The following is a 25426-nucleotide window of genomic DNA, read 5'->3' on the forward strand; positions in this document are numbered from 1 at the left end:
GCATTACATGTAAAGCCCTGAAGACTTTACATGTAAAAGCATCATCGCTTAGTTTTCTCTTTTGCGAGCGTATTGACTCACATCCCCAAACACCAAAATAGCGATGAGTGCTGGCAAACCAAAGAGTGCAATCAAGAGCATGGAAAGCGCGTTGATGGCTTTGTGCTTGAAGCGACTATACCCCACATATATGAAGAGCGCTAAGAGAATACCTAATCCCATAAAGAGCTTATCTTCTGCCAGACTCATATCAAAAACAATGCCACCCTCGGTATTTGAAAACTGTTTAAGACGCAGGGGTGTTAAAAAGGAGAGTCCTTTTTCGTTCAATGCTAAAGTCTCCACAATAGACTCAGGAAAACGTTGCTGATAAAACGAGAAGGGTTTAAACGCTGTATCAGTGGCAATGTACTCCACAGGAACATTTTTATCGCTAATATCGGTTTGAATCAAACTCTGATAGAGAGGACTCATACGAATCACCACAGCGTGTTTTTTAGGCTCATACCCTTTCAAAGGCAGCTCAATCAGCTCATGATTATAGGTGTAGATATAGACATTTGAAGAGGTTGCAATCAACCCATAATAGAGCTTCCTAGAATTCTCTTCTAAGGTCATATAGAGTGGTTTTTCAGGAAGATTTATCTTCATATCACGCACGAAAGGCTCATTGTTGAGCATTTTAAGTTGGAAAAGCTTGTGCTTTGCATCCATGAGCATCATGCCCTCATCAAAGGATTTAAGAGGCGTTGGATTGGTGGCAACGTAAGCAATGGGAAATGTCAGTCCCGCATCACTTAAGGCTTTGGTAAATTTTAGCGATTTTGCTGCATCCACCACACCATCACTCATGGTTGTAAATTCAAGTCCTTTTTCTTTAAAAATGACCACATCTTTTGGCAGAGGAAATTGCGTTCCAAAAGGGGTATTTTCAAATAAAATCTGCAACGGCATCGGCTTTGAGAAGACATAACGAGGGGAGAGTTGCATCCGTTGTGAGTTTCGTTTTGCCTCTTCGTAACTAAAGGTTTGATTGTCTACATGTAAAGGAAAACCGCCCCATTTATTGACATTGCTAGAGAAGATAAACGGCATGTTTTTATGCGCCTCTGCTTTCTCAAGGAGTTCGCCCTTTTGCGTTTTAAAGAACATCTCATCAGGGCTATTTTCCCAAATAATAAACGACTTCAAAAGCGGACTAAAATCGCCACTCAAACTAAAACGATCCACCCGTGTCGCACGGTTGTACACCGTAGGAATGAACGAGGAGAGGACAAAAACAACCAGAAAAAAGAGTGCTAATTTAGGCAGACTCACTCTCATGCTCTTCCCTCCTTCACACCCAATGCCGCAGCTTCAAAGACAAAAAGCCACGCCAGTGTGCTTAGGGCGTAAAGCCCTAGGTCATTAAAGGCATCAAAGCCATTTGTTTGGGTTAATATGCCTACGTGGACATACCCCAAAAAGACAAATGCTAATTTACGATACACGCCCGATTGAGCAATGACTGCGCCACTCGCACAGTAAGCAACCAATCCTGCCAATGCCCACGGAAGTGTGGTTTGAAGCATCACAGAGGAGAGCTCTTGTGGAAAATAGAAAAATGAAAAGACCCCATACAGTCCCACATACGCACCCAAAAATAACAACGCCATGATAGAAACTCCTACAAAAAGCATCGCATACATCGGAATTTGATGCGCCACTGGAATATGAAAGAGCAAACGCAGACGTTTATTGGAGCACTCAGGCAAGAACTGCAAACACGCAAACCAAATGCCTCCTCCAATGAAGACCCACTTGAGCTTCACAAAATGAATGCTCTGCTTATAAATCAAATCCAGCCACAATGCCGCCGCCCCATGCGATGCCACCACCCCTTTGTAGCGCATGTAGACATCTATCAACACAGCGATTAAAACCAAAAAAGGCACCCATACCAAAAGGCGTAACTTGATCCACTCTTTGAGCAAGACCGCACTAAACATTGTTTTTGTATCTATCTGTTGCATCTAATATCTCCCTGTAAGCCCAACAAAGGCATCTTCTAAATGAAGTACATTGGGTTCTAACGCCCTAACCACCGCTTCATCCACACCAAATTCTCTCAAACATGTTTGCATCGCTTCTTTGGATCTGTAGCCAAAGATATGGGCGTATTTATTGCCGTATTCAATGTTTTCTATCGCTTTACATGTAAGAATTTTTTTGGACTCTTCAATGGGAATGGTATACGCGTAAAACGAGGAGAGAAACGACTCTTTCGTACCATCGTAGATAATATCCCCCTCTTTAATAAAGACGATTTTGTCCAAAAACGAGTCCAATTCTTGAATGACATGCGAGGTGAGTAAGACCGTGGTTTTGTACGTATCCACGTAATCACGCAAAAACTCTAAAAACAACCTTCGATACCCCACATCTAACCCCATGGAAAAGTCATCCAAAATCATTAGCTTTGGTGATTGCGCTAAAATAAGCCCTAAGGTAATTTGAGAACGCTGTCCGCATGAGAGACGGGTAATCTTCCTCGAATACGGCACTTTAATGCGGCTCACCAAATCATAATACAAATCCCTATTCCACTGCGGATAAAACGAAGCGTAATACTTCTCAATCCCCTCAATGCTCATAAAATCGTACTGAATAAACCCCTCATGCAACAAGCCAATATCCCGCCTCACATAAGACGGAATGGAATAACTTGGATGCCCCAAAATGGAACACTCCCCTGAAGTTTGCTCTAAAAAGCCCATTAAAATATTAATGGTGGTACTCTTCCCCGCACCGTTTCTGCCCAAAAGACCCACAATTCCGCCTTCATTAACCGTAAAATTGAGCCCATGCAAGACCTCTTTTTTACCGTATCCAAAGCGCAAATCTTTACACACAATTAATTCATTCATTGACTACTCCCTTTGAGGTTATCACATACGCAGCGCTCTTTTGCGTGTTTAAAATGACCGCTAAGGCTTCATTGACATCTTTCGCATGAATCTGCTCTAAGAGTTTGGGATAATTTTCATGCCATTGCACAAAAGGGAGTTCATGGCGCAGTTCTCTATCTAAGAGATTATGCCAAAGCTCACTTTTACGCAGGCCGCTCTTCCATGAAGTGAGCATTGGAGCTTTTAAGCGCTCTATCTCATCCTCACTCACACCACTGCAAAGCAAATCTGCCACTATCTCATCCATCTTCGCCAGCGCTTCTTGCTTGTTTTTAGTTTGTGTGGTGACTTTCATGCTTAACAGTCCAAAGCCTTTGTCCACAGGATTGATTGAATGTTTAAACGAAGCGGAGGGACTATACGCAACGCCTGATTTTTCACGCAGTTCTTTGCGAAGCCTGTCTTTAAGTACCGCAGATAAAATGTTGATGGTTGCAATCCTTTTTCTATCTTCTATGTTTTCAACAGGACTTTCAAACACACGGTACACCACACTTTTATCGACCTTATCCTCTACGATGCGCTCATGGTAACTCTGGCTTGGAAATGAGGCGGATTGAAGGTGTGTGTCATAAGCTTTATGAGCCTTTTTCTCATGCACTCCAAAGTAGCGTACCACCTCTTTGAGAACACTTTTGGGTTCAAAATCTCCGGTAATAATCATGGTTGCTTTGCGACTAAAATCCCTTTGATTTTTCACAAATGTACGAATATCCTCTAAGCGATACTGCTCTAAGCTCTCAAGGCTCATAGACGCATAACGCTTTGAGTCCCCATGAAAATACGAAGCACTGTACGCTTGATCCACGCCCTCCACACTCTTTTCTTTTTGGTGTTCACCCAGTTCAAGCGATTGTTTAAAGCGAATCAGCGCAGACTCTTTGGGCGTTGGGTCTACATACTGCGTCCACATCGTTTGCATAAGAGGGGAGAAATCTTTGCTTGTTGCACTGCCATTAATCACCGAGTTGGCATCATCAAATCCTTCACTCACACTCAGTCCTAACCCACCAAAGAGTTTGGAAACCTCTGTGGGAGAAAGCGCTCCAATGCCACTTCCTGATAACACTGTCGAGGCGATTTTACGTAAAGGTAAAACGCTCTCGCCAAAAGGTTTATCTTCTCCAAAAATCAAACGAGCCATCACCTGATTGTGCTCGTATTTGGTTGGAATCATGTAAATATCCAGTGTGTCGTTATAGTGTGCGACATACAGTGTGGGGGCATCTTTACCCAATGATTTTTTCTCTAATTTAGGCAGGCTTGTAACCTCCTTTGGGAGACTTAAGTAAGGAAATTCCTTTTTTACACTGGCTTCGTACGCCTGAAACGGTTGTTTTTGAGCACTCTTCCATGCTTGCGTTATCTGCTCATGGCTCGCTTTGAGCTTACCACTCACAACCAGCGTTCTATTCTCTGGAGCAAACGCCTCGTTAAACGCCGCATTGACTTCAGCAAGCGTAATGGTCGGTAAAAACTGTTCATAATGCTTTTTATCCTCTTGTGAGGAGGTATACACCGCACCGCTGTTGGCAATGGTGACAAATCCATTGGCGATGTCACTGCTTTTTTGGTTCGCCTCATTTAAGATGGCTTTATCGAGGTTTCTACCTATTACTGTTTTAGCCTGACTAAGCTCCTCCACACTAAAGCCAAACGCTTGCGCACTCTTACTCTCTTTTATCAAGCTCTTTAACGCCTCTTCCCAATGCTCACTGTTGCTGATGAAGCTAAGCCCAGCTGAGGGTAAAAGTCCTTTTTTAGAGCTGTTATAAAATTGCGCTTTGCCCCAAAGATGTGGATGTTTGAGTCCTATTTCTCGTAAGCGTTGATTGAAAATATACGATGCCATGGATTGAACGAATGACTCTCTTAGTCTCTCTTGGGTGTCTTTGTAGAAGATGCGTGGATGGATAATCGAGAGTGAAAAACTAACCCCGTCCATCTCACGAGGCTGAACAAAAAGCTCAAAGACTGGTCGCTTAACTTCACCAAAATCGTGAACCACAGGAGGGGGTGTGTCGTTTTTAAAACTATGAAACGTTTTCTCCACCATAGGGGCTAATTTTGAAACCTCTATATCACCAACCACCACAACCATCGCACGCTCAGGTCGGTACCATGTGGTGTAAAAGTGCGTTAAGTTGCTTGACGTAACACTTTGAATACTTTGTTCCGTTCCAATGACATTATCCTCAAATTTTGTCCCCTTGTAGAGATGTGTTCGTCTGGCATCTTTGGCTAAAGATTCTTCACTCTCTCGTGTTTTTTTCTCAGAGAGAATCACCCCTATTTCATCTTTCACCTCGTGTTCTTCCATGAGCATGCCATCGGCAAAATCACGTAAAATGAATAAGGCTTTCTCTACAGAGGCATCATCGACTTTGGCAAGGTTAAGTTTATAAACCGTCTCCGCCAGTGAAGTGTGGGCATTGGTGTCGCCTCCAAAACTCATCCCATTTTCTTGAAAAAAGGGAATTAAAGAGCCTGCTGGAAAATGTTTCGTGCCATTAAATGCCATATGTTCCACAAAATGGGCAAACCCTTTTTCACTCTCCTCCTCCATTAAAGAGCCAACTTGCATGTTTAAATAAAGCGATACCCTTCCTTTGGGCAGTTTATTGGGAATAATGGCGTAGCGTACCCCATTTTTAAGGGTGCCAAACGTTACTTTTTTATCAGGCGTTAAATCACTTCCCTCGTGCGCCCACTTTCCATCGTACCATACCAGTTCGTGTGCGGATACGCTTAGCGTACAGCACATCGCCAGCAAACATGTTAAACCTATTTTTTTTATATTCATTGTTAAAACCTTTAAAATGTGGTGGTGTTTAAAACCTTTACATGTAAAGAAAAAAGCTTTACATGTAAAAGGGTGTATGCTTAAAATTCATACCTGACATTGGCGTAAAATTGACGACCCATCGTATAGGTCACCGTTGAGACACTGCTACTGCTTCCATAACCTGTGGTTGCATCGTTTTTACGGTTGAAAAGGTTTAAAATATCCACCCCAAAAATAAACTTTTGACCATTGATTTTTGTGGTGATAGCAGTCGATAAATCCACATTGAAGGTTGGCTTATAGTCCACATCGACATAGGCGTTGGTTAAAACACCCTTAGGATCAACCAAACCAGAACCATCCGTTAGCATCCCTTTAGAAGCGGTTTGATAACGTAAAACGCCTGTGAGGTTGAGCCAATCATACGGTTCTGCCACATGCGTGTACGCAATGACCCATGGACGATTAAAATCAGTAGCAGGTGCATCTTCTACTGGCGTCAAACGTCCATTATAGGTAATATGGGTATTGGAATAACTTTTCTCTTCATTGTCCGTAAAGGCACTCAGTGGATCAAAGCTATTAGACTTTGAAAACGAGCGTGTGGCGGAAAATTTAGAGGCGTGTTTTCCCAAAGAACCTAAATCATACTCTTTAGAGATAGCAAACGTCACACCCCAATAACTGCTCTCACCTTCATTGGTATACTCGCGGTACGTCGGCCCTGTACTAATGGTTTTAGAACGAATTTGGTCTTTATAAGAGCGATTGACATAATCCACGCTAAAGAGGGTATCGTAAACATTGAGCGAGGTTCCTACATTGTACTCATCCGAATAAGGCGTTTTCAAATCACCCAAACCATACGACACGGCGTTGCTTGTTGTACCAGCAACCCATGCGGCGGTCGCACTCGTTCGTGTGAAAACATAGGGTTGAAGTGGCATATGAGTTGCATAGGAGAGAATTTGTCCACCATAATAGCGGTTGCTTCCACCATAGATATTTAAGACGTTATCGTGAAAAACATCGGCATTGACAAAAAGTCTCCACGCAGGGTCAATGTTATGGGTAATGCTCTCTGTAGAAACCCTAATGCCTGGTCGGATGGTAAAACGCTCAATTTTAATGCTATCTTCTAAAAAGGCGGCATACGAAGCATAATCGACCTCTCGCTCTTGCGCCATACCTATCACTTTTCGAGTGAAGTATTGACTTCCTGTTAAAATACCATCTTCCTTACTCCCCACCACACTGGTATCGGCTTTTGCATTGACAACCGCATAAGCAGTGTAGCCTTCTCGCTCGGCACTCACAAGGGAATACTTCGCTTCATACCCTACTTTTATGGCATGTTCTAGCTCAGAGGTTTTAAAAGGCTCAACATCTAAAACACTTTTCCATGCATAGATTTGCTTTTTTTGCTCATAATCATCAAAACCACCCTCAGAAGAGGTGGTCGATGTTGTACTGTTTTTCCAATCTAAATTGGCTCCTGCAAGCGTATTTCTCCAACCGTAATTGATGTTACTGCTCGAATCCCTTGAGACTTCATTCATTTGATAACTGAGTGTATTTTTCCACTTACCAAAACTTAAATCATTTTCCATCTCGTAAATGAGTGTATAACCACCCCCTTTAATGTCATAGTTTGAATCTTTAAAATTTGGATTAAATTTAGACTGGGTATAGGGTGCGTAAATGGCCGTCAAACTGGCTTTAAAATTATCATAATCTTGGGTATTGAGCTTGATTAAAAAGTTTTCACTCTCTCTGTATTGGTTTAGTTTATCCCGTGTCCAACCCCCATTACCATCGGGGACTACATACTTGGTCACCAAAGGAATCTCCGACTCCTTTTTAGCGTAGCTTACCATCAACCCCCAATGCTCACTGATAGGTCCATGTAAGGAAAGAGAGTAATCTTTCTTCTTAAATTCAGGTTGGAGCTTTGCTGTTGTGGTAGTTTCAGCCTCTTCTCGCTCATCCTCAGTTAAGTGAAATCTTGCCCATGAATCCTCAGTATAACGAGCACTGAGTGAGCCATGCCAGCCATCTTTTGCCGCATCTTTAAGCTTTGCATTCACCACTCCCCCTAAAAAATCGCCATATTCAGAGGAGACATTTTCCGTATGCATGGTCACACTCTCTACCAAAGAGGTGTCAATAAATAAAGACTGCGCTTCACCGCTAGGTTGCCCAGTCAGATCAGAAGTTCCAAGCTCTGAACCCCCTGGATTTAAGTCATTGTTATTGCTCACACCATTGAGCATAAAATTATTTTCATAATGCTTACTTCCAAAAATGGAAACCTTAGGTGGTGTTATCTCGCCTCCTGTGGCAGAACTAAGAGAGCTTTGATCAAATTGTACATACGATTTTCCTCTAAATAAATCCGTAATGGTATGATTGGCTGTGGGTGCGCTTTGAATGTACGTACTATCAATCACCGTTGTTGCCACCGTACTTTGTGGTGTGGAGGAGATACTAATGGGCTTTAAAAGTACCGCATCGCTATCGTTAGTTTGAGTTGAAACCACCTGTGCTTTTGGCTGAATCATAATTGTTTCATTCTCAATCACAGCTTCTAAACCACTGCCTTCTAAAACCTTACGTAAAGCTTCTTTGAGTGTCTCAACATTGGAAAAGGTAGGTGCTTTTTTACCTTTAAGTAACTTTCCATCAGCCATATAAGGCATCTTCGCTTGTGTTGCGATACTTTGAATCGCCTCTTCTAAACTTTGCGAATTTACACTAAAACTCTGTGCATACACACTTGAATATAACGCCAAACACAGCGCTATTTTTGAATACTTAATACCCATCCATTTTCCCCCTTTTTACGCATAATAACAATATTGAGAACTATTCTCTAAATAATAAGACGTTTCGGTATGCAAAAAATGGATATAACGCAGAAGAAAAAATTTAATTATTTTTTCTCTGTTTTTTTTGAATATACAGTGTATCGCCTATTTTACGTACATTAAGAGTATAAATTTTGCTTAAAGCGTATAAAAATTTATCAACTTCATCAATAGCAAAAGAGCCTGAAATACGCTGATTTTCCAGCTCAGGTTGAAGGGAAATATTAAGGTCATGATAGTAACTAAAGGCATCAATAGCACTATAAAGCGTCTCATTTTGAAATCGTAATACCCCCTCTTTCCATGAGGCAATCATCTCTGGAGCAACTTTTTGAAGCAAAATACGATCACTCGTTGCTAAATAGGAGAGTTTTTCGCCTTTTGTAAGGGTTGCTAAAAGATGCTCTTCTCCTTTTTGAACGCTAACAATGCCCTCAAGAACACTGATATCAACATGATCATCGTAATGCTCTACTTCAAAGCGTGTCCCTAAAACCTTAATGCTAATCCCACCTGTTTGCACCCAAAAGGGTTTGTCTGGATTTTTAGTCACACTTAACAAAACTTTACCCTTTTCTAAGAGCACTTCTCGTTTGGAGGAACTACAGCGAATGGAGGCTTTGGTTTTAGCGTCTAAAAGAACCGTTGAATCATCGGGAAGGATTATGTGTTGCCTCTCTTTTTGAGTCGAGTAGTGATGCGGTACAAAAAAAGCGAGATAGCGTTCATAACTAATGGCACAAAAGAAAATAAGTAACGATGCCGCCATTGCCAACACTCGCCTACGTTTAAAAATGCGCTCTCTTTTTATCTCAGCATGCACATGTTCAATCACCTCTGTTTGCTTGTTTTGAGGCAAAGCTCTGTAAAAAGAGGTGAGTTTTTTTACATCCTCAAATGCTTTTTCATGTAAAGGGCTCTGCTTTATCCAAAGCGCAAACGCCTCTTTTTGCTCTTGGGTAAAACCATCCTTCATACAGGTTAAAAAATAACTTGCTTCTTTATCTAGGGTAGGATTCATGCTTCACTTCCTTATTCATTGTGGATGTACTCGGTTAGTTTGGCTGTGGCGTTAATAATGTATTTTTGAACACTGTTAATGTTTAGATTCATCATGGAAGCAATCTCTTTTTTACTGTATCCTTCCATAACATGCAAAACAAACACATGCTTTAAATGTTTAGGTAGTGTATCAAGGGCTTTTAAAAGGAGTTCTTGTTTGTACTCTTCAAGGGCAATTTCTTGCGGTTCTTCCTTCTTTTGACAACAATAATCTTCCTCTTCATAAGCGATAAAAACTCTATTTTTATCTTTTCGTGAAAGGTCAATAGCAATATTTCGAGCGACTTTGTATAAAAAAGCCCGCTCATTTTCAATGAACATCTCTTTGGATTTTTCAAGTGTTTTGCTATACGTCTCTTGCGTAATATCCATAGCAAGCTCTTTATCACCCACTAATTTTTGGACAAAAAAAACCAACTCTTTATAATACTTTAACATACTGAACTCTTATTTTTATCTCTTAGGCTACGTTTAAAACCGTGATTATAGTCCCTTCTTCTTAAGAATTTATAATATCGGTTATCAAAATTACTAAAAAGTGAAGTATTGGCTGACGATTTTTATGTTAAGATTATTAAAGAAGAATTTTTAAGGAGAGTGTATGGCGCTAATTCAAAAGAATATTTGGATGCTTTTTTACATTCTTCTTATCGGTGGGTGTTTATTTTTAGGCATTGTCTCTTATCATAAGTGGCAAAATCTTAATGAACAGTACGCCACGGATCAAACCAATTTGGTCAAACTTGTGGGCAATGCTACACACTCACTGCTTCTCTCTCAGGAGATGATTCTTGATGTTTTGGGTAAACGCGTCTTAGAAGAAAAAGAGCCTCGCATTTTGGATGAACTTTTACGCATCAACCCCTCAGTCGTTGCTTTTGGTTTTGTGGATGTTGAGGGAAATTATCTGCATGTCAATAGCGCATTTGATAAAGCAAAACTCCCCAATTTACGCCAAAATCCCATCACTAAAGACTCTTTTGAATACACGCTCACTCAAAAACAGATGGTCTTAGGCACTACCTATTTTATCGCTGCTAGTGGGCGCTGGGGTATTCCTCTTCGTAAAAGTATTTACAGCGATGAAGGTGAACTTTTAGGCGTCATGACCGCTGGTCTTGGCATCGAAGGAGCCTTTAAACTTTACACCGAAAACCTCTCTTTGGGCGATTACAATAAAGTGACACTGATTCGAGATCGGGACAAATTTGTTCAGTTTCAATCCTCCAATCACGAAATTCCCAAAGAACTCTACACCAAAGCGCTTCCTGAGCACTTTGTGCAAGGCATTTTTAACGCTATTACGCAAAAATACGCTATTGCCGAAGAGACGCTTAAAACCAACACCCGTACGTATACTGCCACCGCATACGATGCGCAAGGGCATTCCATCCAAATAGCCCTCAAATACGAGCCTCGCTATGCGTTATGGATTCTCTCAGAGATTGAGAGTGCGCACATTATCACAGAGTTTATTCACAACGTTTTGTTTTATCTTTTCATTTTTGTAGGCATCTATATTCTGCTGTTTTTCTTATTTAGAATGATTGCCCATGCAGAAGAAAAACGACGAGCGGATTTGATTTTTCAAGCGACCCACGATTCACTAACCAAACTGCCCAATCGAGCCTATTTTCAACAATGCATGAACGATTGGATTTATGAGAATGCCCCGCCTTTTAGCCTTTTGTATATTGACTTAGACCATTTTAAAAATGTCAATGACAGTTTTGGTCACCACTTTGGCGATTTAATTCTCATTGAATTCTCCAAACGCTTATTACATGTAAAAGCAACTCAGAGTATTGCCATTCGTCAAGGAGGCGATGAGTTTATTCTCTTAAGTTACCTCGTTGATGAGCAAGAACTCTTAGCACAAGCTGAAAAAATCATGCAAGAAGTCTCCAAACCCTATGTCATTGGGCAGTTTAATTTTGCTATTGGAGCGAGCATTGGCATTGCCAAATATCCTGAGCATGGGCACACTCTGGATATGCTTTTGCGTGCTTCCGATATTGCGATGTATGAAGCCAAAAAACATAAAAACAGTGTGCGCCTTTTTGCCCCTTCCATGCAAGAAGGCTATCTCAACCGTGTCACCCTAGAGCAAAATTTACGTCAAGCCTTAGGAAAAAATGAACTCTATATGGTCTATCAGCCACAGATGACACATGAGGGAGTGATGTATGGCGTTGAGGCGTTGGTCAGGTGGAACAGCAAGGAGTTGGGCATTGTTCCACCTGATAAATTTATTCCTGTCGCTGAAGCATCAGGTCTCATGCCAAAACTGGGCGATTTTATTATGAAGCGAACGTTAGAGGAGATGAAAAGCTTTCAAGAAGAGATGGGCTTTAGCTTTCAAGTTTCGCTGAATATTTCTATTAAACAATTTATGGAAGCCAATTTCTTAGAACATCTCACGCACGAAATTGAGACGATTAAACTTACCAACATTGTTTTATGCCTTGAAATTACAGAGAGCTTATTTATTGAAGATATCGAATACCTCTTACCGCTTTTGCAAAAAATTCGTTCTATGGGGCTTTCTATCTCTATGGATGACTTTGGTACAGGATATTCTTCTTTGAGTATTTTACGAAAACTCCCCATAGATGAACTTAAAATCGATAAAAGCTTTGTGGATACACTCATTGAAGATATCACCGCTGAGAAGATGGTTCAAAACATCATTAGCATCGGTAAAAATTTAGAGTTAGCTATCCTTGCAGAAGGGGTGGAAACCAAAGAGCAAGAGGTTAAACTCAAAAGACTAGGATGCGACAGATTTCAAGGCTATTTGTACGCAAAACCCCTCAATTACGAAGATTTAAAACTCTTTGTCAAAGCGCAAAAAACAGTTTACATGTAAAGAATTTAGTCTTCTAATTGGCAGACTAAACAATTCATGGTAACTTTACATGTAAATACTTTTTTTCTCTTTTGAATACACTTTCATCACAGACTTACAATTCCGTAGAAAATTTAAACTCAGATACGATAAACTCTAAAAAAGTATTACAAGGAGTGCCTTTATGATTTCCCTTGAAGCTATTGGAGTGATTCACACGCCTTATAGCACCAATGCCCCTTATCAGCCTGTGCACAACGATACAGGTGAGTTTTACATTGAGCTTGATGAAAGATACGAAGAGGGTCTTAAAGAGTTACTACGTTTTAAATACATCTATGTCATTTTTTATATTGACAAGCTCCAAGAGAAGCCTAAAATGCGTTTTACCCCACCGTGGTTAGCCAACAAAGAGTTAGGACTTTTCGCCACACGAACACCCTGCCGCCCCAATCCCATTGGGTTAAGCATTGTCAAACTTATCAATGTCATTGATAACAGACTCTACGTCTCAGGACTGGATGTTTTTGATAGCACACCGCTTTTGGACATTAAACCTTATATCAAAGAACTTGACGATAAAAGTGATGCCAATTATGGTTGGCTCAATGACCTGGACAATCGGGAGCATTTTATGTTGCACATCAAAGGGATTCCACACGATTATTAGACGATAATCCAATAAATTCTTAGATTTTATTTTCACTTTTTATGGTAGTATGTTCCACAAATACCCCCTTTAAGGAGATAGAATGAAACGTGATAAAAGTATAGAATTACTCAACCGTGCGATTGGAGATGAACTCTCAGCAGTCCATCAGTACATGTTCTTTCACTTCCATTGTGATGACCAAGGATACGACCTTCTCTCCAGCCTCTTTAAGCGTATCGCCATTATGGAAATGTTGCACATTGAACGCTTAGCCGATAGGGTTTTGTTTTTAAAAGGTACCATTGAGATGAAAGCCGCTGAAGAGGTGAAACAGATTATTACCGTTAAAGAGATGATTGAGTTTGCACGCCAAAGCGAAGAAGATGCTATTGTGATGTACAACAACTTTGCCCTTGAGTGTGGCAATCATGCCGATAGCGTCTCTAAAAAACTCTTTGAAGAACTGGTCTTAGAAGAAGAAGGACACTACGCAGAATTTGACGATGAAATGGAAAATATGCTTAAATTTGGTGAACAATACTTAGTGCTTCAATCGATGGAGCGCAGTAAGAAAAAAGCCACGATGGCAGCAACAATGCCAGCAGGTGAACCTGCCTGAGTTTCTTACATGTAAGGATTTTTTCCTTACATGTAAACCCTTTTAACCTCGTACCCACTTCGCAATCTGAGCGATATCTTCAGGCGTGGTTTGACAACATCCCCCAATTAACCTTGCCCCTTTTTGATACCACCCGTACGCCATTTTTCCATACGAAGCATTTTTAGAAAGACCATTCCATGTTTTGGTAAGCGCATTATACGTAGCTCCACCGTTTGGGTAGACAATAATGAGCTTTGAAGAGACCGCTTTGATTTCGCCAATGAGTGATTCGATAAACTCGGGCGCCGTGCAGTTAATGCCAATAGCCACAATGTTTTTTTGATTCTCCAGAAACTGCGCACATTCACGCACACTCTCACCACTGTTAATGTGTTCGCCATCTTTGGCACTAAAACTCATCCATGCGCTCACATCAGGATAGTCCTCTAAAAGCGTACACAAGGCTTTCGCCTCCTTCAGACACGGAATGGTCTCACACGCCAGCAAATCGGGTTTGGCTTCGATGAGCGTTAAAAGTCGTTTGGCATGAAAAGCTTGAAGGGCTTCAACATCCAGCGCATAATCACCACGAAACTCCGAACCATCGGCTAAATACGCCCCATAAGGCCCAACGGAAGCTGCGACCAACGGTTTTAATCGCTTCGTGCGGTTTGTCTCATCCGCCCAAAAATCATCTCGTACTTTTTTGGCAATCTGCACCGAAGAGGCGATGAGCGCTTTGGCTTCCTCTTCACTCATCCCTCGTTTCATAAACCCCTCAAAACTGGCTTGATAACTCGCCGTCGTAATACAATCACTCCCCGCTCTTAAATAATCCAAATGCACCTCAGCAATGGCTTCAGGCTTTTCCATGAGAAACTTCGCTGACCAGAGTGAATCGTTAATGTCATAGCCCTTGCGCTCAAGTTCCGTACCAAACGCACCATCTAAAATAAACACGAATTGATTTTCTAAAAAAGGAGTTAGGGGATTCATACGTTTTTCCTCAAAAATTTTACGGTATATCATAGCTAAGTTTTAGTTTACATGTAAACGATTTGATAGATCATTATTATGAATTATCATTGTGGTATTTCTTAATTTTCTCAATCAAAACAGTTTACATTTCTATATATGTTATACTATATATCTTCAAATTCAAATACTAAAAAGGTATTTCATGAACAAAGAATTATTTATTACTGGTTATCTTGATAGAATAAAAAATAAGTTTAATCTTTCTGATGATTTAGCGTTTGAAATACTCTGTATATCTGCCTTTTTAGATCAAAGCTTTGATGAAGTCATGCAAAATATTAGCACTATAGAAAATGGAACAGGAAGCCATGATGGTGGTATAGATGGTATTTATATTGATGAAGACGAGAATGAATGCACCATGCACATCTTTCAAATAAAACATGGCAAAGGTCTTGGTGATACTGTTTTATCTAAATTTATTAATGATTACAGAAATATTTTTGTCTACGATAATAGTACAAATTTACCATTAAATACAAAAGTAAACACAGGTCTTGTTAAATATAAAGATATTGTTTCTTCTGGAAAAATAGTAGATACAAAACTCTATTTTATTTTCGCTGGAGAAAAAGATAAGCAATATGACGACCTAATCAAAAGACACCTTGATGAAAATGAAAATTTAAAGATATATGATATTAACGACCTTTACAACAAAATAGACAATTTAATATCTGAGAACAAAAAGCGAAAAGATGTTAAATTTAGTTTTATGGCAGAAAAATCAAATATTTCACTCAAACATGACCCTCAAGCCATCATATCATTTCAAATCCAAAATATTAAAGCCATAAATTTTAGACTTAAAGCTTTAGAATTGTGTAAATTATTAGATGAAGAAAAAAGCATTAATAAACGAATAGATACAGCATTTAGTGATAACATTCGAGGGTTTTTACGATACAACAAAACCAATAAAAATATAAAAGAGACCATAGAAAGTGATTTTGCAGAGTACTTCCCTTTTCTAAATAATGGCATCACCATCATATCAGAACAAATCAAAATTCCAAGAGAAATGCAAGCTGGATATTATCCGATTGAAACCAAAAATCCAGTCATCGTCAATGGTTTACAAACTACCAATGTCATTTATGATATTTACCAACAAGATCGAACGAAGCTAGATGGAATTTATGTCCTTATCCGACTCTATGAGACTAACGAGCAAGATGTAATTGATAAAATAACAGACGCTACCAATACCCAGTCTCCCATAAATTTTAGAGACAAAATTAGTAATAGGAATTTTAATACATACACTAAAACACTTTTTGAATTAAATCACGTGGGTTATCTTGCTAAAAGAGGTGATACATTTGAAAATCATTTTAGTAAAAATCTCAATGAATCAATTCATAGCGACATGGTTCTCAAATTTTGGTATGCAACGTTTTATGAAATGCCAGAAGTTGCGAAAAATTCTAAATCCAAAATACTTGAAGAAGTTTATGATTCAACCGTTGATAAAAGCCATAAACTTTATAAACTATTCAATGGAGAAAAAGATTCTCCTATTTATCAACAACTTTTAGAAGCCTATAAAATCTATAAATTTGTCGTAAATAAGCGAAATGAAAAAACACCAGAAAGCGACTTTATCAACTATGCTGATGAACTTATCTCATACGGTTTGTATAAACTCGAAGGGGAACTAGAAAAGAACTATGAAAAAGTGTGTAAGACTATAAAAGAAATCACTGAAGAAGAAAAAAAGTTTTTAGAAGAAAAATCACTAACTTATTCACATAATGGTTACTTTAAGTCTTCGAAATCAAGATATGATTTAAACAAAAAACTCAATTTAGCAGAAAACGCCCTTTCAATTTTCCCGCAAAATTAGGGAACGCTCTCAGGGTGTTAGAAACTCTATGTGTCACCTAGCCCCCTTACTCTCCAAGTACTGTATCACCTCGATATTTTTGCCATAATTTGCCCATTTTAAAGCACTCTCTTTGCCTCTGCATGTTGCGTTGAGGGGGACGCCTTTTTCGACGAGGTAGCGTACCATTTCTACGGTGCCATCTTGGGCGATATAGTGGAGTGTGCTACAGCCGTCTTTATCGGTTTGGGCGATGTTGCCTCCGTAGTGTTCAAGCAATTTCATTGCTTCTATTTGCTCTCTAAGGGCTGCGAACATCATGCTTTCTCCATCGGCTCTTCCGCCATTTTCCAAGAGTGCCTTCAAGGCGTTGAGTTTTCCTAAGCGTGCGCTAATTTGCACAGGTGTGTGCCGCTCATGTCCTGCAAAATTTGGGTTTGCTCCTGCTTTGCATAAAGCGATGACGTCGTTTGCTTTATCGTCTTGGGCGGCTTGGTACAGAAGGGTTTGAAGTTGGTCTTTGCTCAGATTTGCGTACGGGTCTGTTTGCGCCGATGGTTTGGTACTCACTTGCTTGGCATTGAGGTCATGGAAAAAAGCTTTTTCTTTATTCATCGCAATCAGCGTGTTTCCCACAACACCCACCGATGCAATGGAGACGCCATCAAACGGGATTGTTTTTAAAACTTGACAGTTTTTCATGTCGATGAGACTCACGCCATCTTGGTATTGTGCTTTGTAGATGATTCCATTGTGAAGCGTCATCGCACTAGGACTGTTGCTTGCATAGCGATTGGTAGGGTTTGTTTGCGCATCACACAGAGGCACGATGTGTTTGTCTTTGGTGATTTCAAACAGGCTTAATGCCCCTTTGTCTTGGTTGATGAGAAGTGTGTTGTGGTACATTTTTAGCCCCACGGCTCTTCCATCAAACGCTAACGTGTGTGCCATCTTTTGTGGTTCTTTTGGGTTTTCAACATCAAAAATACTCACATAGTCTTGGAATGTGGAGAGGATTAAAAGCCCATTGGCATACGCCATAAACCGACTGTACTCGTGTAGCTTTGTCTTTGAAACCAGCTTAGGCTCACTGGGTGTAGAAACATCAAAAATCGACAATGCCCTTTGGTCTTTATGGCTAAAGTTGGTATCGGCGACGTAGAGGTACTTGCCATTTGTGGCTATGCTAAAGATGTTGTTTCCAAAATTGAGAGTGCTTAGTATGGTTGGATTTTGCAAGTCTTTAATGTCCACGATGCTCACCCAACCCCCAGCACCCTCCGAAAAATAAGGAGCCGCTTGTGTCACATAAGCGATGTCGCCCACGATGCTCACCGATGTTGCGATGCCTGGAAGATGGTGCAACGCTGAGAGTAACATGGGGTTTTTGATGTCGTGGACATCAATGATGAGTAAACCTTGGTTGGCAAGAAAAAGCGTGTTGTTTTGAATATGAAGGGATTCGCCTTTAATCTGCTCTAGTGCTATGGTTTGGGGTACTTTTTTGGTGGGAATAAAGTTTTTATCTTTGAGCTTTGCGCTGTTTTCATTCGCAAACAAAATATTGATTTCTCGTGAGCTAAGTTTGATAGAATCACCCGTTTTTGTATGAACTAAACGCTCGCCCTCCCAGTGAATATCTTCACGTTCTATCCCTTTTCCAAAGATGATAAACGACGTATATTTCCACGGATACGAGCCATCATAACCCTTAATTTGAGCCGTATCGACACTTTCGGGTCTAAATTCGATGACATCATGCCCCCAATTTTCTTCAAAGATAAAGATATCGCTTCCATAGCTATTGTGAACCGTATCGTCGCCTTTGCCCATGTAAAAAATGTCATTATCAACGGCGTCATCGACCCAGTCATCGCCATCCCCTGCGATATACGCCACATCACCCGCATCACACACGATAGAATGGTTTGTTGCATCAAGGGCTAACACGATTTTTTTGCCACTGCCCTCACACCTTGCGTGCATATCCCACGTCAGCATCGTGCGGTTTTCCAGATCAACGGGTTGGAGTCTTTTTGGAAACGTGGGGAGCCCCGTTAAAATTTCTTTGGGGAAATACCCCTTCTCTTGCCCATCTTTGATAAAACTTTTCAATGATTCTAAGGAGTCAATGCGTGTTGTTTGCACCCCTTTATTCTCACAACCAAAAAAACAGACAACCACTAAGATAACCATGATGTAACGCATCACAACTCCTTTTAAGTCAACAGAGTATAACACACCCACTAAACATGAGAAATAAGTGAGCTTACGTTTCTTCATGCTCTCACTAGCGTTACTATACTTAACATCTATGTGCATGAGCACTTTAGCTGAGTTAAATACTTTTACATGTAAAAACGCTTAAGTTTTTACTAGACTTCTTTCATAACCCATTGAAAAAAGAGTATCGATGATAGCACATCACTTTTTAAAACTAAAAAGATCATTATAGCTACGGCTATGACTCAATTTTGAGTTTTAAAAATCAACGCACTTTTAGCAAACTCTTTATCTTTTCAAGGGTTATGAAAGAAGTCTAATTATAAAATAATCTCAAACCGTGCACCGCCTTGTGCATTGGTAGCGCTGATTTTTCCTTGCATATGCTCTTCCACAATCATTTTGGTCATATAAAGTCCCAACCCTGTACCCCTCTTTGCCTCTTTGGTTGAGACATAAGGCTCAAACAGATGTGCGACTATTTTCTCATCAATGCCTCCGCCATTATCTTCTACCAAAATGACAACCTGCCCCGCATCATTGATAAATGCTGTGATAATAATAAATTTTTCCGCTACATGATGTGCTTTTATCAACACATCTTTAGCGTTATTTAAAAGCGTAATCATGCATTGATTAAACTCATTGGGATAACTCTCTAGTTTCAGTCCCTCATCGACCTCTAATGAAAGCTCAATGCGATGCATCGTGTACAAAGGTTTGACCATCTGAATAACATGCAAGAGCTGTTTTTTAACATCAAACACTTTTTTTGTTTTATCGGGTCTAAAAAAATCACGAAAATCATCCACGGTTTTAGACATCTGTGAAATTTGGCGCATGGCATCTTCTTTAAACATATCCATGAGCGTATCATCCAGCGCTTTCATTTTGTATTTAAAGACAATATTTTGCGTCATCAAAGAGAGAATGTTGAGCGGTTGGCGCCATTGATGGGCTATCATGCTTATCATCTCGCCCATTTGCGCATGGCGGGATTGTTGGATGAGCACCATGGCTTGTTGTTTGTTTTTTTCTATCTGTTGCATAAGTTGGGCATTGCTCTCACGTATACAGTAAGATTGTTTGAGTTCACTTAAATCCAAAAAAGCTGTGACACGCAAACTTTTCTCATTTTTCATCACCGTTGTTCCACGAATCAATGCACAAAACGCTGTACCATCACATTTTTGAAGCATACACTCATACATATCCACACGAGGCAAACGAAGCTGTGCTTCAACCAATGTTAAAGACTCAGGAGCCACTAACTCCAAAAGATTTTTTCCAATTAACTGATGCCTAGAAAAACAACCAAAAAGATGAATAGCCCGCTGGTTGACCTCGACAATCACACCATTGTGGGACAAAACCATCCCCTCAATACTCAAATCCATAAAACGGGCTAATTGTGATTGACTTCGTTGCCACAGCACAAAACCAACACCACTAAAAGAGAGTAAGCCTAGCAAAAAAATATGACTATAATCCCATGTTAAAGGCATCGTAACTCCAAAGAGGGTTCCCCTACAAAATAACCTTGAAAACCATCCACACCGATTTGGCATAAGCGTTTAAAAATTATTTCATTGTGAACATACTCTGCAATCGTTTTTACATGTAAAGCGTGTGCAAAAGCAACAATACCCTCTACAAGATGCAGTACCTTTTCATCGTTATCAATTTGACGAATTAAAGAACCATCAATTTTAAGATGTGTCGGAGAGAGATGGAGTAGATGTGCAAAATTAGAATAGCCTGTGCCAAAATCATCCACAGCGATAGGCGCATCATCGTACCCAATATCACGCAAAAACTCTTTGATGACTTGTGCATTCATCCCTTTTTCACTCTCCAAAATCTCAAACATCAACATCGAACATCCATACGACGCTTTAAACATATGCAACTGTGTACGCAACAGCGTACGAATCTCTTTATTGACGATATCACGTTCACTTAAATTAATCGAAAAAAGCACGGTGGGATTTAAAAACATCTTCGCCAATACCTTCTCAATCATACGGTAACTTAAGCGATCATACTGGCGGGTACGTTTGGATAAATCTAAAAACAAAGAGGGCGAAACGTACATATCCTGTCCAGCTTCATCTTTGGTTTTAATGCGCATTAATGCCTCATATTTTAAAATCTCACCGCAGGCATTGACAACGGGTTGATAAAAAGGAATCACATCATCATTATCAAGGGTATCTGCAATCACTTCTTGCCAATAAAAATCACTGCTCAAACACGCCGTTTCATCTAAATTGCTGGTATAAACCACAAATTTTTTGCCCATCTGCTTGGCAAAATCAAGTGCGGTATAAGCTTTTTTAAAAAGTTCCTCGTGATCAAATGTTACCCCAACAGTAATCCCTATCATGATCTTTTTAGGTAAAGATTCTATCTCCAAAGGATGTTCATTGAGCGTATCAACCACGTGCATAATATCTGCGTAAATCTGCTCCGTATCCAAAGCACATGTGGCTTTAAACAAAACAAAGTCATTCGAAGAGAGCTCAAACGCACGATAACCTAGCGTTTGAGCGACATGATGTAACTCTCTTGCGAAACGTTGGACAATTTCATGGCTTATCTTAGCGCCATACAGTTTCATATAATGCGTTAAATGATCCATATGAATGAGAAAAAAAAGAGGAATTTCAAGGGGTGATAAAAGGGCTAAATGCTCCTCTAAAAATTTTTTATTGGGAAGTTTGGTATGAATCTCCTTAAAACTTTGATCATACAAAGCAGACTCTTGCAATTCAACTTTTTGTGCGAGTTGTTGCATATGCGTGTGTGTCGCTTTTTGAAGATTCACGCTATCAACAACCCGAATTAATGTCTCTAAAAAATAGTCAAAATCGAATGGTTTTAACACATAGCCATTCACCCCTAAACGAATAGACTCCAAAAAGTAGTCACTGTCATTATACGCAGAGGTAATAATAATCGCCGTTTCATGACAAATTTTACGTATTTTTGCAATCAGTGAAATACCATCGAGTTTGGGGATTTTTAAATCAACGACAATCAAATCATAAGAGAGTTTAAGAGGTAATTCAAGAGAAGGAATCGTGATTTTTGCATCCACAAATTTATCGTAAGCACTCTGTCCATCACTGACCATATCAATATGTTCAAAGATATTGGACAAAAGCGCATAGGTATATTTTTGCGTTACCTCATCATCTTCAACATATAAAACACGCATCCCTTGACAACGCTCTTTTAAGCTTTTTACTGCTGATTGCGTCATAATATTCCTTCAAGCATTTCAAATAGAGGCCTGATTATACTGAAAGATTATCACATATTATCTGTTTTTTATGAGGATTATAAGTTTTAAACCTTTTTTTACATAACCAAACGGTATCCTGTTCCGTACTCTGTAATAATGAATTTTGGCTTTTTAGAGTTATCCCCAAGCTTTTTTCGAATGTTCTGAATGTGGTAATTAAGCGATTGGCGAGAACTTAAAGAAGAAAGATGTATCGCTAAAACATCCCGATAAACAACCCTATTTTTATTCTCTATAAGGAAAGAGAGTATTTTGTATTCGATGGCAGTAAGGGAGAGAGGAATGCCATTGAGAGAAATCGTTTGATTTTTATAGTCAACACTCAAACTGGTTTTAGAGTATTCAAACTTAATCATCGAACAGCGTTTTAAAATCGCCCACATTCTCACTTCTAACTCTTCAAGCATAAAGGGCTTGCACAAATAATCATCAACCCCAAAACGAAACGCTTTTACCTTTGCCTCAAGGTCTGAATGACAACTTAAAACAATAATAGGAATAGTATTTTGATTGTTAATCTGTTTAATCACCTCAAACCCGCTAAAATCAGGCAAAGAAAGATCCAGCAGTAGGAGTTCATACGATGAAGAAAGCAGTTTAGAAAGTCCATCAACAGCAGTCTCAGCAACGCTAACTTCAAAACCCACCGTATCTAAAAAATCAGCAACTTCCTTTGCGGCCGCCACATCATCTTCAATCAAAAGAACTTTAATTTTTTTCTGCATTTCGATCAACACTCCCTATTTAGATACGCTAATTATATACATAAAGCTCATAATTTTGCAAATATTCTTCACTTTTTATGGACATAGACTTCTCATAGAAAACAAAATAGAGACGCTTTGTCATCCAAAACAAAATGAAAGGACACCCCTAAACCAAGGCTTACTTAAGGGGATAAGGATACTTTAACTACCGCTTAGCTACCATATAAGAATGACTCAGATTGAAAAAATACGACTTTTAAAACTCTTATACCAATACAGAGCAATGGGATTTGAATACTTTCAAGAGTATCGACCTCTTGCGCTGAGCACATCATCGGCTCTTTCGTGCAATCTTGAAGAGCTGAAAGCCACTGTAGCTCAGTGTCATTTGTGCGCCCTCTCTAAAAGCCGTAAAAATATCATTTTTGGTGCAGGAAATCTCAAAGCTAAAGTGATGTTCATTGGAGATAATCCAAGTGTTAGCGAAGATGAAACGGGAATGCTCTTTAGTGGGAAAAGCGGCGAATTACTGGCTAAAATGATCGAAAATGTTCTTTTAATTCCTAAAGAAGAAGTCTATGTGACCCATATTTTAAAGTGTAAAACACCTGAAAATCGTGTTCCAACACCTGAAGAAGTGGCATGTTGTAAGCCTTATATGATGCAGCAAATTCAACTGATTCAACCGAAAATTATCGTAACGCTTGGCTCAACAAGTTTTCACCATCTTACAGGCGAATACGAAACACCTATGGATACGATACGTGGAAGCGTGCTTCATTTTGGCGAAGCAAAATTGATTCCGACGTTTCATCCCAATTTTTTACTGCGAAACCCTAGTGCTAAAAAAGAGGTTTATGCAGATTTGTTAAAAGTAAGGAGTATGTTATGAAAATCTGGCTAAGCCTTGCCATTGGGCTTTTGTTACTGACGGGATGTGGTACCACCAATACCGCTCAACCTTATAAACCAAGTACATTCAATGTTTCCAGTGCGAAACGCTCTACCCCAACAAAAAGTACAACACGCTATCCTGGTTCACAACCCTCTACCCAAACGGTTAAACCAAGCCAAAGCATACCTGATGAAGCCGTCACGATTGACACTACGATCACCTCTTCAACCCTTGCCATGGCAACGCCAACACCCAAAAGTACTTTAGAAACACCTTCAAGCATCGAAGCAGAAAGTGTTGCATCAACACCAAGCAGTGCGCTAACCCCTCCTCCACTGAACGATGATAACAGTATGATTAAAATCGCAGTTTTAGTGCCACAAAGAACCATTAAAAAGTATGCTATTACCTCTGTCAATTCCGTTATTTCTTATTTACTCTATAAAAATTACTATTTTGACCTTAATGTTTTTAACTCAGGCGATGAAAGAGCTGATTCGATTATTAAAGAACTCGATGCGATTAAAGCGGGTGGATATCATTACATTATTGCACCCGTCACACAAGAAGGTGCAGCAGTCATTGCTTCTCATGAACAGCATATTCCTGTATTTATTCCGACACTTCACCATACAAGCTTTCCAACAACCAATACCAACATCATCTTTGGTGGCATTGACTATGACCAACAGATTGCTCTTTTAAGTGAAAAAGCCAATACCCGTGTAGGAACCTTTGAAGATGGCAGTAGCCTCAGTTATCAGCTCAATGCATCGGTTAAAAAACACACTGCAAATGTTTTTTATGAAAAACGTGTTGAAAATGCCAAAGCGAACTTTAAACAAATGTTCAAAGGCAACGGCTCTTTAAATAAAGCCTCTTTATTTCTGAACACCCCGATTGTAACGTCAAGTTTAATAGCTTCTCAACTTCGAGCCAACAGCCTCAACCCTTACGCTCTGCTCTCAACCCAAATTAACTACAATCCACTGCTTCTTACCCTCACACAGTATGAGGATAGAGACCATATGTACATTGCCAACTCGATTCAAAAAGCACCCGCAGGGCTAGAAGAGATCAATGCCATGTTTGGGCATGACATTGTCTATGACTGGGTCAATTACTCAACCTCAATAGGGATTGATTATTTGTGTTATGACTTCTTTGAAGGTCAAGCAAAACGTCTCTTTGATGAGCCTATACTTCAAAATCAAGTTGTCTATAACACTTCACTTTACCAACCAGAACGTAACCAATTTATACGTGTTCCTTAAACACCAAGATAAAAAAAGCTTTTGTCTCCTCGTCGATTTTGCATGGCTTCCCCTCTTTAACATAGGCTAAAGTGGAGGTCATGCTAAAGAGTTTTTCTGTGCCTCGAAAGACCTCTTGCTGTAAAATCAAAGAAGCATTTTTTAATTCTATAAGCTTATTTTTCACTTCGAGAAGATCACCCAAAAGAGCTGGTTTAAAAAAATCAGCCTCTAAATGGCGCACCACAAAATGCCCACCATTTACTGCGGGACTTTTCCCCTGCTCATAAAACAAATCACTGCGCGCTCGTTCACAAAATTTCAAATAATTGGCATGGTAAACCACACCACCTGCGTCAGTATCATCATAATAAACACGTGTTTTCATCTCAAAAGCCCTTATCTTCGGTATTTA

Annotated in this window: 19 protein-coding genes; 6 read left to right on the forward strand and 13 right to left on the reverse strand. The window is 39.7% G+C overall.

Translation table 11 applies throughout. The features are described 5' to 3' along the window. Positions 1–48: 48 nt before the first annotated feature. The 7 genes from SDEL_RS11695 to SDEL_RS06220 all read right to left on the reverse strand — a co-directional run bounded on the left by SDEL_RS11695 (position 49) and on the right by SDEL_RS06220 (position 10100). Positions 49–1323 carry a DUF4857 domain-containing protein gene (locus tag SDEL_RS11695; protein WP_012857000.1) on the reverse strand — a complete coding sequence of 425 codons (1275 nt, stop codon included), beginning with the start codon at positions 1321–1323 and terminating at the stop codon, positions 49–51. Then, positions 1320–2012 (reverse strand): hypothetical protein, encoded by a 693-nt coding sequence (locus SDEL_RS06195; RefSeq protein ID WP_012857001.1) that lies wholly within the window; start codon positions 2010–2012, stop codon positions 1320–1322. Before SDEL_RS06195 ends, SDEL_RS11695 begins: the two co-directional genes overlap by 4 nt. Beyond that, positions 2013–2906, reverse strand: a complete 894-nt coding sequence (locus SDEL_RS06200) for an ABC transporter ATP-binding protein (protein WP_012857002.1) — start codon at positions 2904–2906, stop codon at positions 2013–2015. After that, entirely contained in the window at positions 2899–5751 is a 2853-nt protein-coding gene (locus tag SDEL_RS06205; RefSeq protein WP_012857003.1) for a M16 family metallopeptidase, read from the reverse strand. Before SDEL_RS06205 ends, SDEL_RS06200 begins: the two co-directional genes overlap by 8 nt. An 80-nt stretch (positions 5752–5831) precedes the next feature. Further along, complete coding sequence (locus SDEL_RS06210; protein WP_012857004.1) at positions 5832–8558, reverse strand: secretin and TonB N-terminal domain-containing protein; 2727 nt, start codon at positions 8556–8558, stop codon at positions 5832–5834. Between the two features lie 103 nt (positions 8559–8661). After that, complete coding sequence (locus SDEL_RS06215) at positions 8662–9621, reverse strand: FecR family protein (RefSeq protein WP_012857005.1); 960 nt, start codon at positions 9619–9621, stop codon at positions 8662–8664. Between the two features lie 11 nt (positions 9622–9632). Then, the gene (locus SDEL_RS06220; protein ID WP_012857006.1) at positions 9633–10100 is read right to left on the reverse strand and encodes an RNA polymerase sigma factor; all 468 of its coding nucleotides are present in this window, start codon (positions 10098–10100) and stop codon (positions 9633–9635) included. Between the two features lie 163 nt (positions 10101–10263). Here SDEL_RS06220 and SDEL_RS06225 point away from each other — a divergent pair, with 163 nt between their 5' ends. The 3 genes from SDEL_RS06225 to SDEL_RS06235 all read left to right on the forward strand — a co-directional run bounded on the left by SDEL_RS06225 (position 10264) and on the right by SDEL_RS06235 (position 13781). Continuing rightward, the gene (locus SDEL_RS06225) at positions 10264–12531 is read left to right on the forward strand and encodes a bifunctional diguanylate cyclase/phosphodiesterase (RefSeq protein ID WP_012857007.1); all 2268 of its coding nucleotides are present in this window, start codon (positions 10264–10266) and stop codon (positions 12529–12531) included. A gap of 163 nt (positions 12532–12694) precedes the next feature. Then, the gene (gene tsaA, locus SDEL_RS06230; RefSeq protein WP_012857008.1) at positions 12695–13180 is read left to right on the forward strand and encodes a tRNA (N6-threonylcarbamoyladenosine(37)-N6)-methyltransferase TrmO; all 486 of its coding nucleotides are present in this window, start codon (positions 12695–12697) and stop codon (positions 13178–13180) included. Between the two features lie 82 nt (positions 13181–13262). Then, positions 13263–13781: a ferritin-like domain-containing protein gene (locus SDEL_RS06235; RefSeq protein WP_012857009.1), complete on the forward strand. Its 519-nt coding sequence runs from the start codon at positions 13263–13265 to the stop codon at positions 13779–13781. 42 nt (positions 13782–13823) lie between these two features. On the opposite strand, the gene mmuM is transcribed toward SDEL_RS06235, so the two are convergent. Next, positions 13824–14759 (reverse strand): homocysteine S-methyltransferase, encoded by a 936-nt coding sequence (gene mmuM / locus SDEL_RS06240; RefSeq protein ID WP_012857010.1) that lies wholly within the window; start codon positions 14757–14759, stop codon positions 13824–13826. Between the two features lie 184 nt (positions 14760–14943). Here mmuM and SDEL_RS06245 point away from each other — a divergent pair, with 184 nt between their 5' ends. Continuing rightward, on the forward strand, positions 14944–16647 hold the full coding sequence (locus SDEL_RS06245; RefSeq protein WP_012857011.1) for an AIPR family protein: 1704 nt from the start codon (positions 14944–14946) through the stop codon (positions 16645–16647). A 33-nt stretch (positions 16648–16680) separates the two neighbouring features. On the opposite strand, the gene SDEL_RS06250 is transcribed toward SDEL_RS06245, so the two are convergent. From SDEL_RS06250 to SDEL_RS06265, 4 genes are all read right to left on the reverse strand, one after another. Continuing rightward, a complete protein-coding gene (locus tag SDEL_RS06250) occupies positions 16681–18834 on the reverse strand; it encodes an ankyrin repeat domain-containing protein (RefSeq protein WP_012857012.1) in 2154 nt (717 codons plus the stop codon). Between the two features lie 335 nt (positions 18835–19169). Next, positions 19170–20354 carry a PAS domain-containing sensor histidine kinase gene (locus tag SDEL_RS06255; RefSeq protein WP_012857013.1) on the reverse strand — a complete coding sequence of 395 codons (1185 nt, stop codon included), beginning with the start codon at positions 20352–20354 and terminating at the stop codon, positions 19170–19172. Further along, positions 20345–22114: an EAL domain-containing response regulator gene (locus tag SDEL_RS06260; RefSeq protein ID WP_012857014.1), complete on the reverse strand. Its 1770-nt coding sequence runs from the start codon at positions 22112–22114 to the stop codon at positions 20345–20347. The genes SDEL_RS06255 and SDEL_RS06260 overlap by 10 nt, the downstream gene beginning before the upstream one ends. Positions 22115–22212: 98 nt before the next feature. Beyond that, positions 22213–22881 carry a response regulator transcription factor gene (locus SDEL_RS06265; protein ID WP_012857015.1) on the reverse strand — a complete coding sequence of 223 codons (669 nt, stop codon included), beginning with the start codon at positions 22879–22881 and terminating at the stop codon, positions 22213–22215. 211 nt (positions 22882–23092) lie between these two features. On the opposite strand from SDEL_RS06265, the gene SDEL_RS06270 reads away from it, so the two are divergent. Further along, positions 23093–23755, forward strand: coding sequence for a uracil-DNA glycosylase (locus SDEL_RS06270; protein ID WP_012857016.1), 663 nt, complete (start codon positions 23093–23095; stop codon positions 23753–23755). After that, positions 23752–25032, forward strand: coding sequence for a hypothetical protein (locus SDEL_RS06275; RefSeq protein ID WP_012857017.1), 1281 nt, complete (start codon positions 23752–23754; stop codon positions 25030–25032). The genes SDEL_RS06270 and SDEL_RS06275 overlap by 4 nt, the downstream gene beginning before the upstream one ends. On the opposite strand, the gene SDEL_RS06280 is transcribed toward SDEL_RS06275, so the two are convergent. Beyond that, complete coding sequence (locus SDEL_RS06280) at positions 25016–25399, reverse strand: YbgC/FadM family acyl-CoA thioesterase (RefSeq protein WP_012857018.1); 384 nt, start codon at positions 25397–25399, stop codon at positions 25016–25018. The two genes, SDEL_RS06275 and SDEL_RS06280, sit on opposite strands and share 17 nt — an antisense overlap. Between the last annotated feature and the right edge of the window lie 27 nt (positions 25400–25426).

Origin of the sequence: Sulfurospirillum deleyianum DSM 6946, from assembly GCF_000024885.1 — a bacterium.
In the GTDB taxonomy this organism is placed as follows: Bacteria; Campylobacterota; Campylobacteria; order Campylobacterales; family Sulfurospirillaceae; genus Sulfurospirillum; species Sulfurospirillum deleyianum.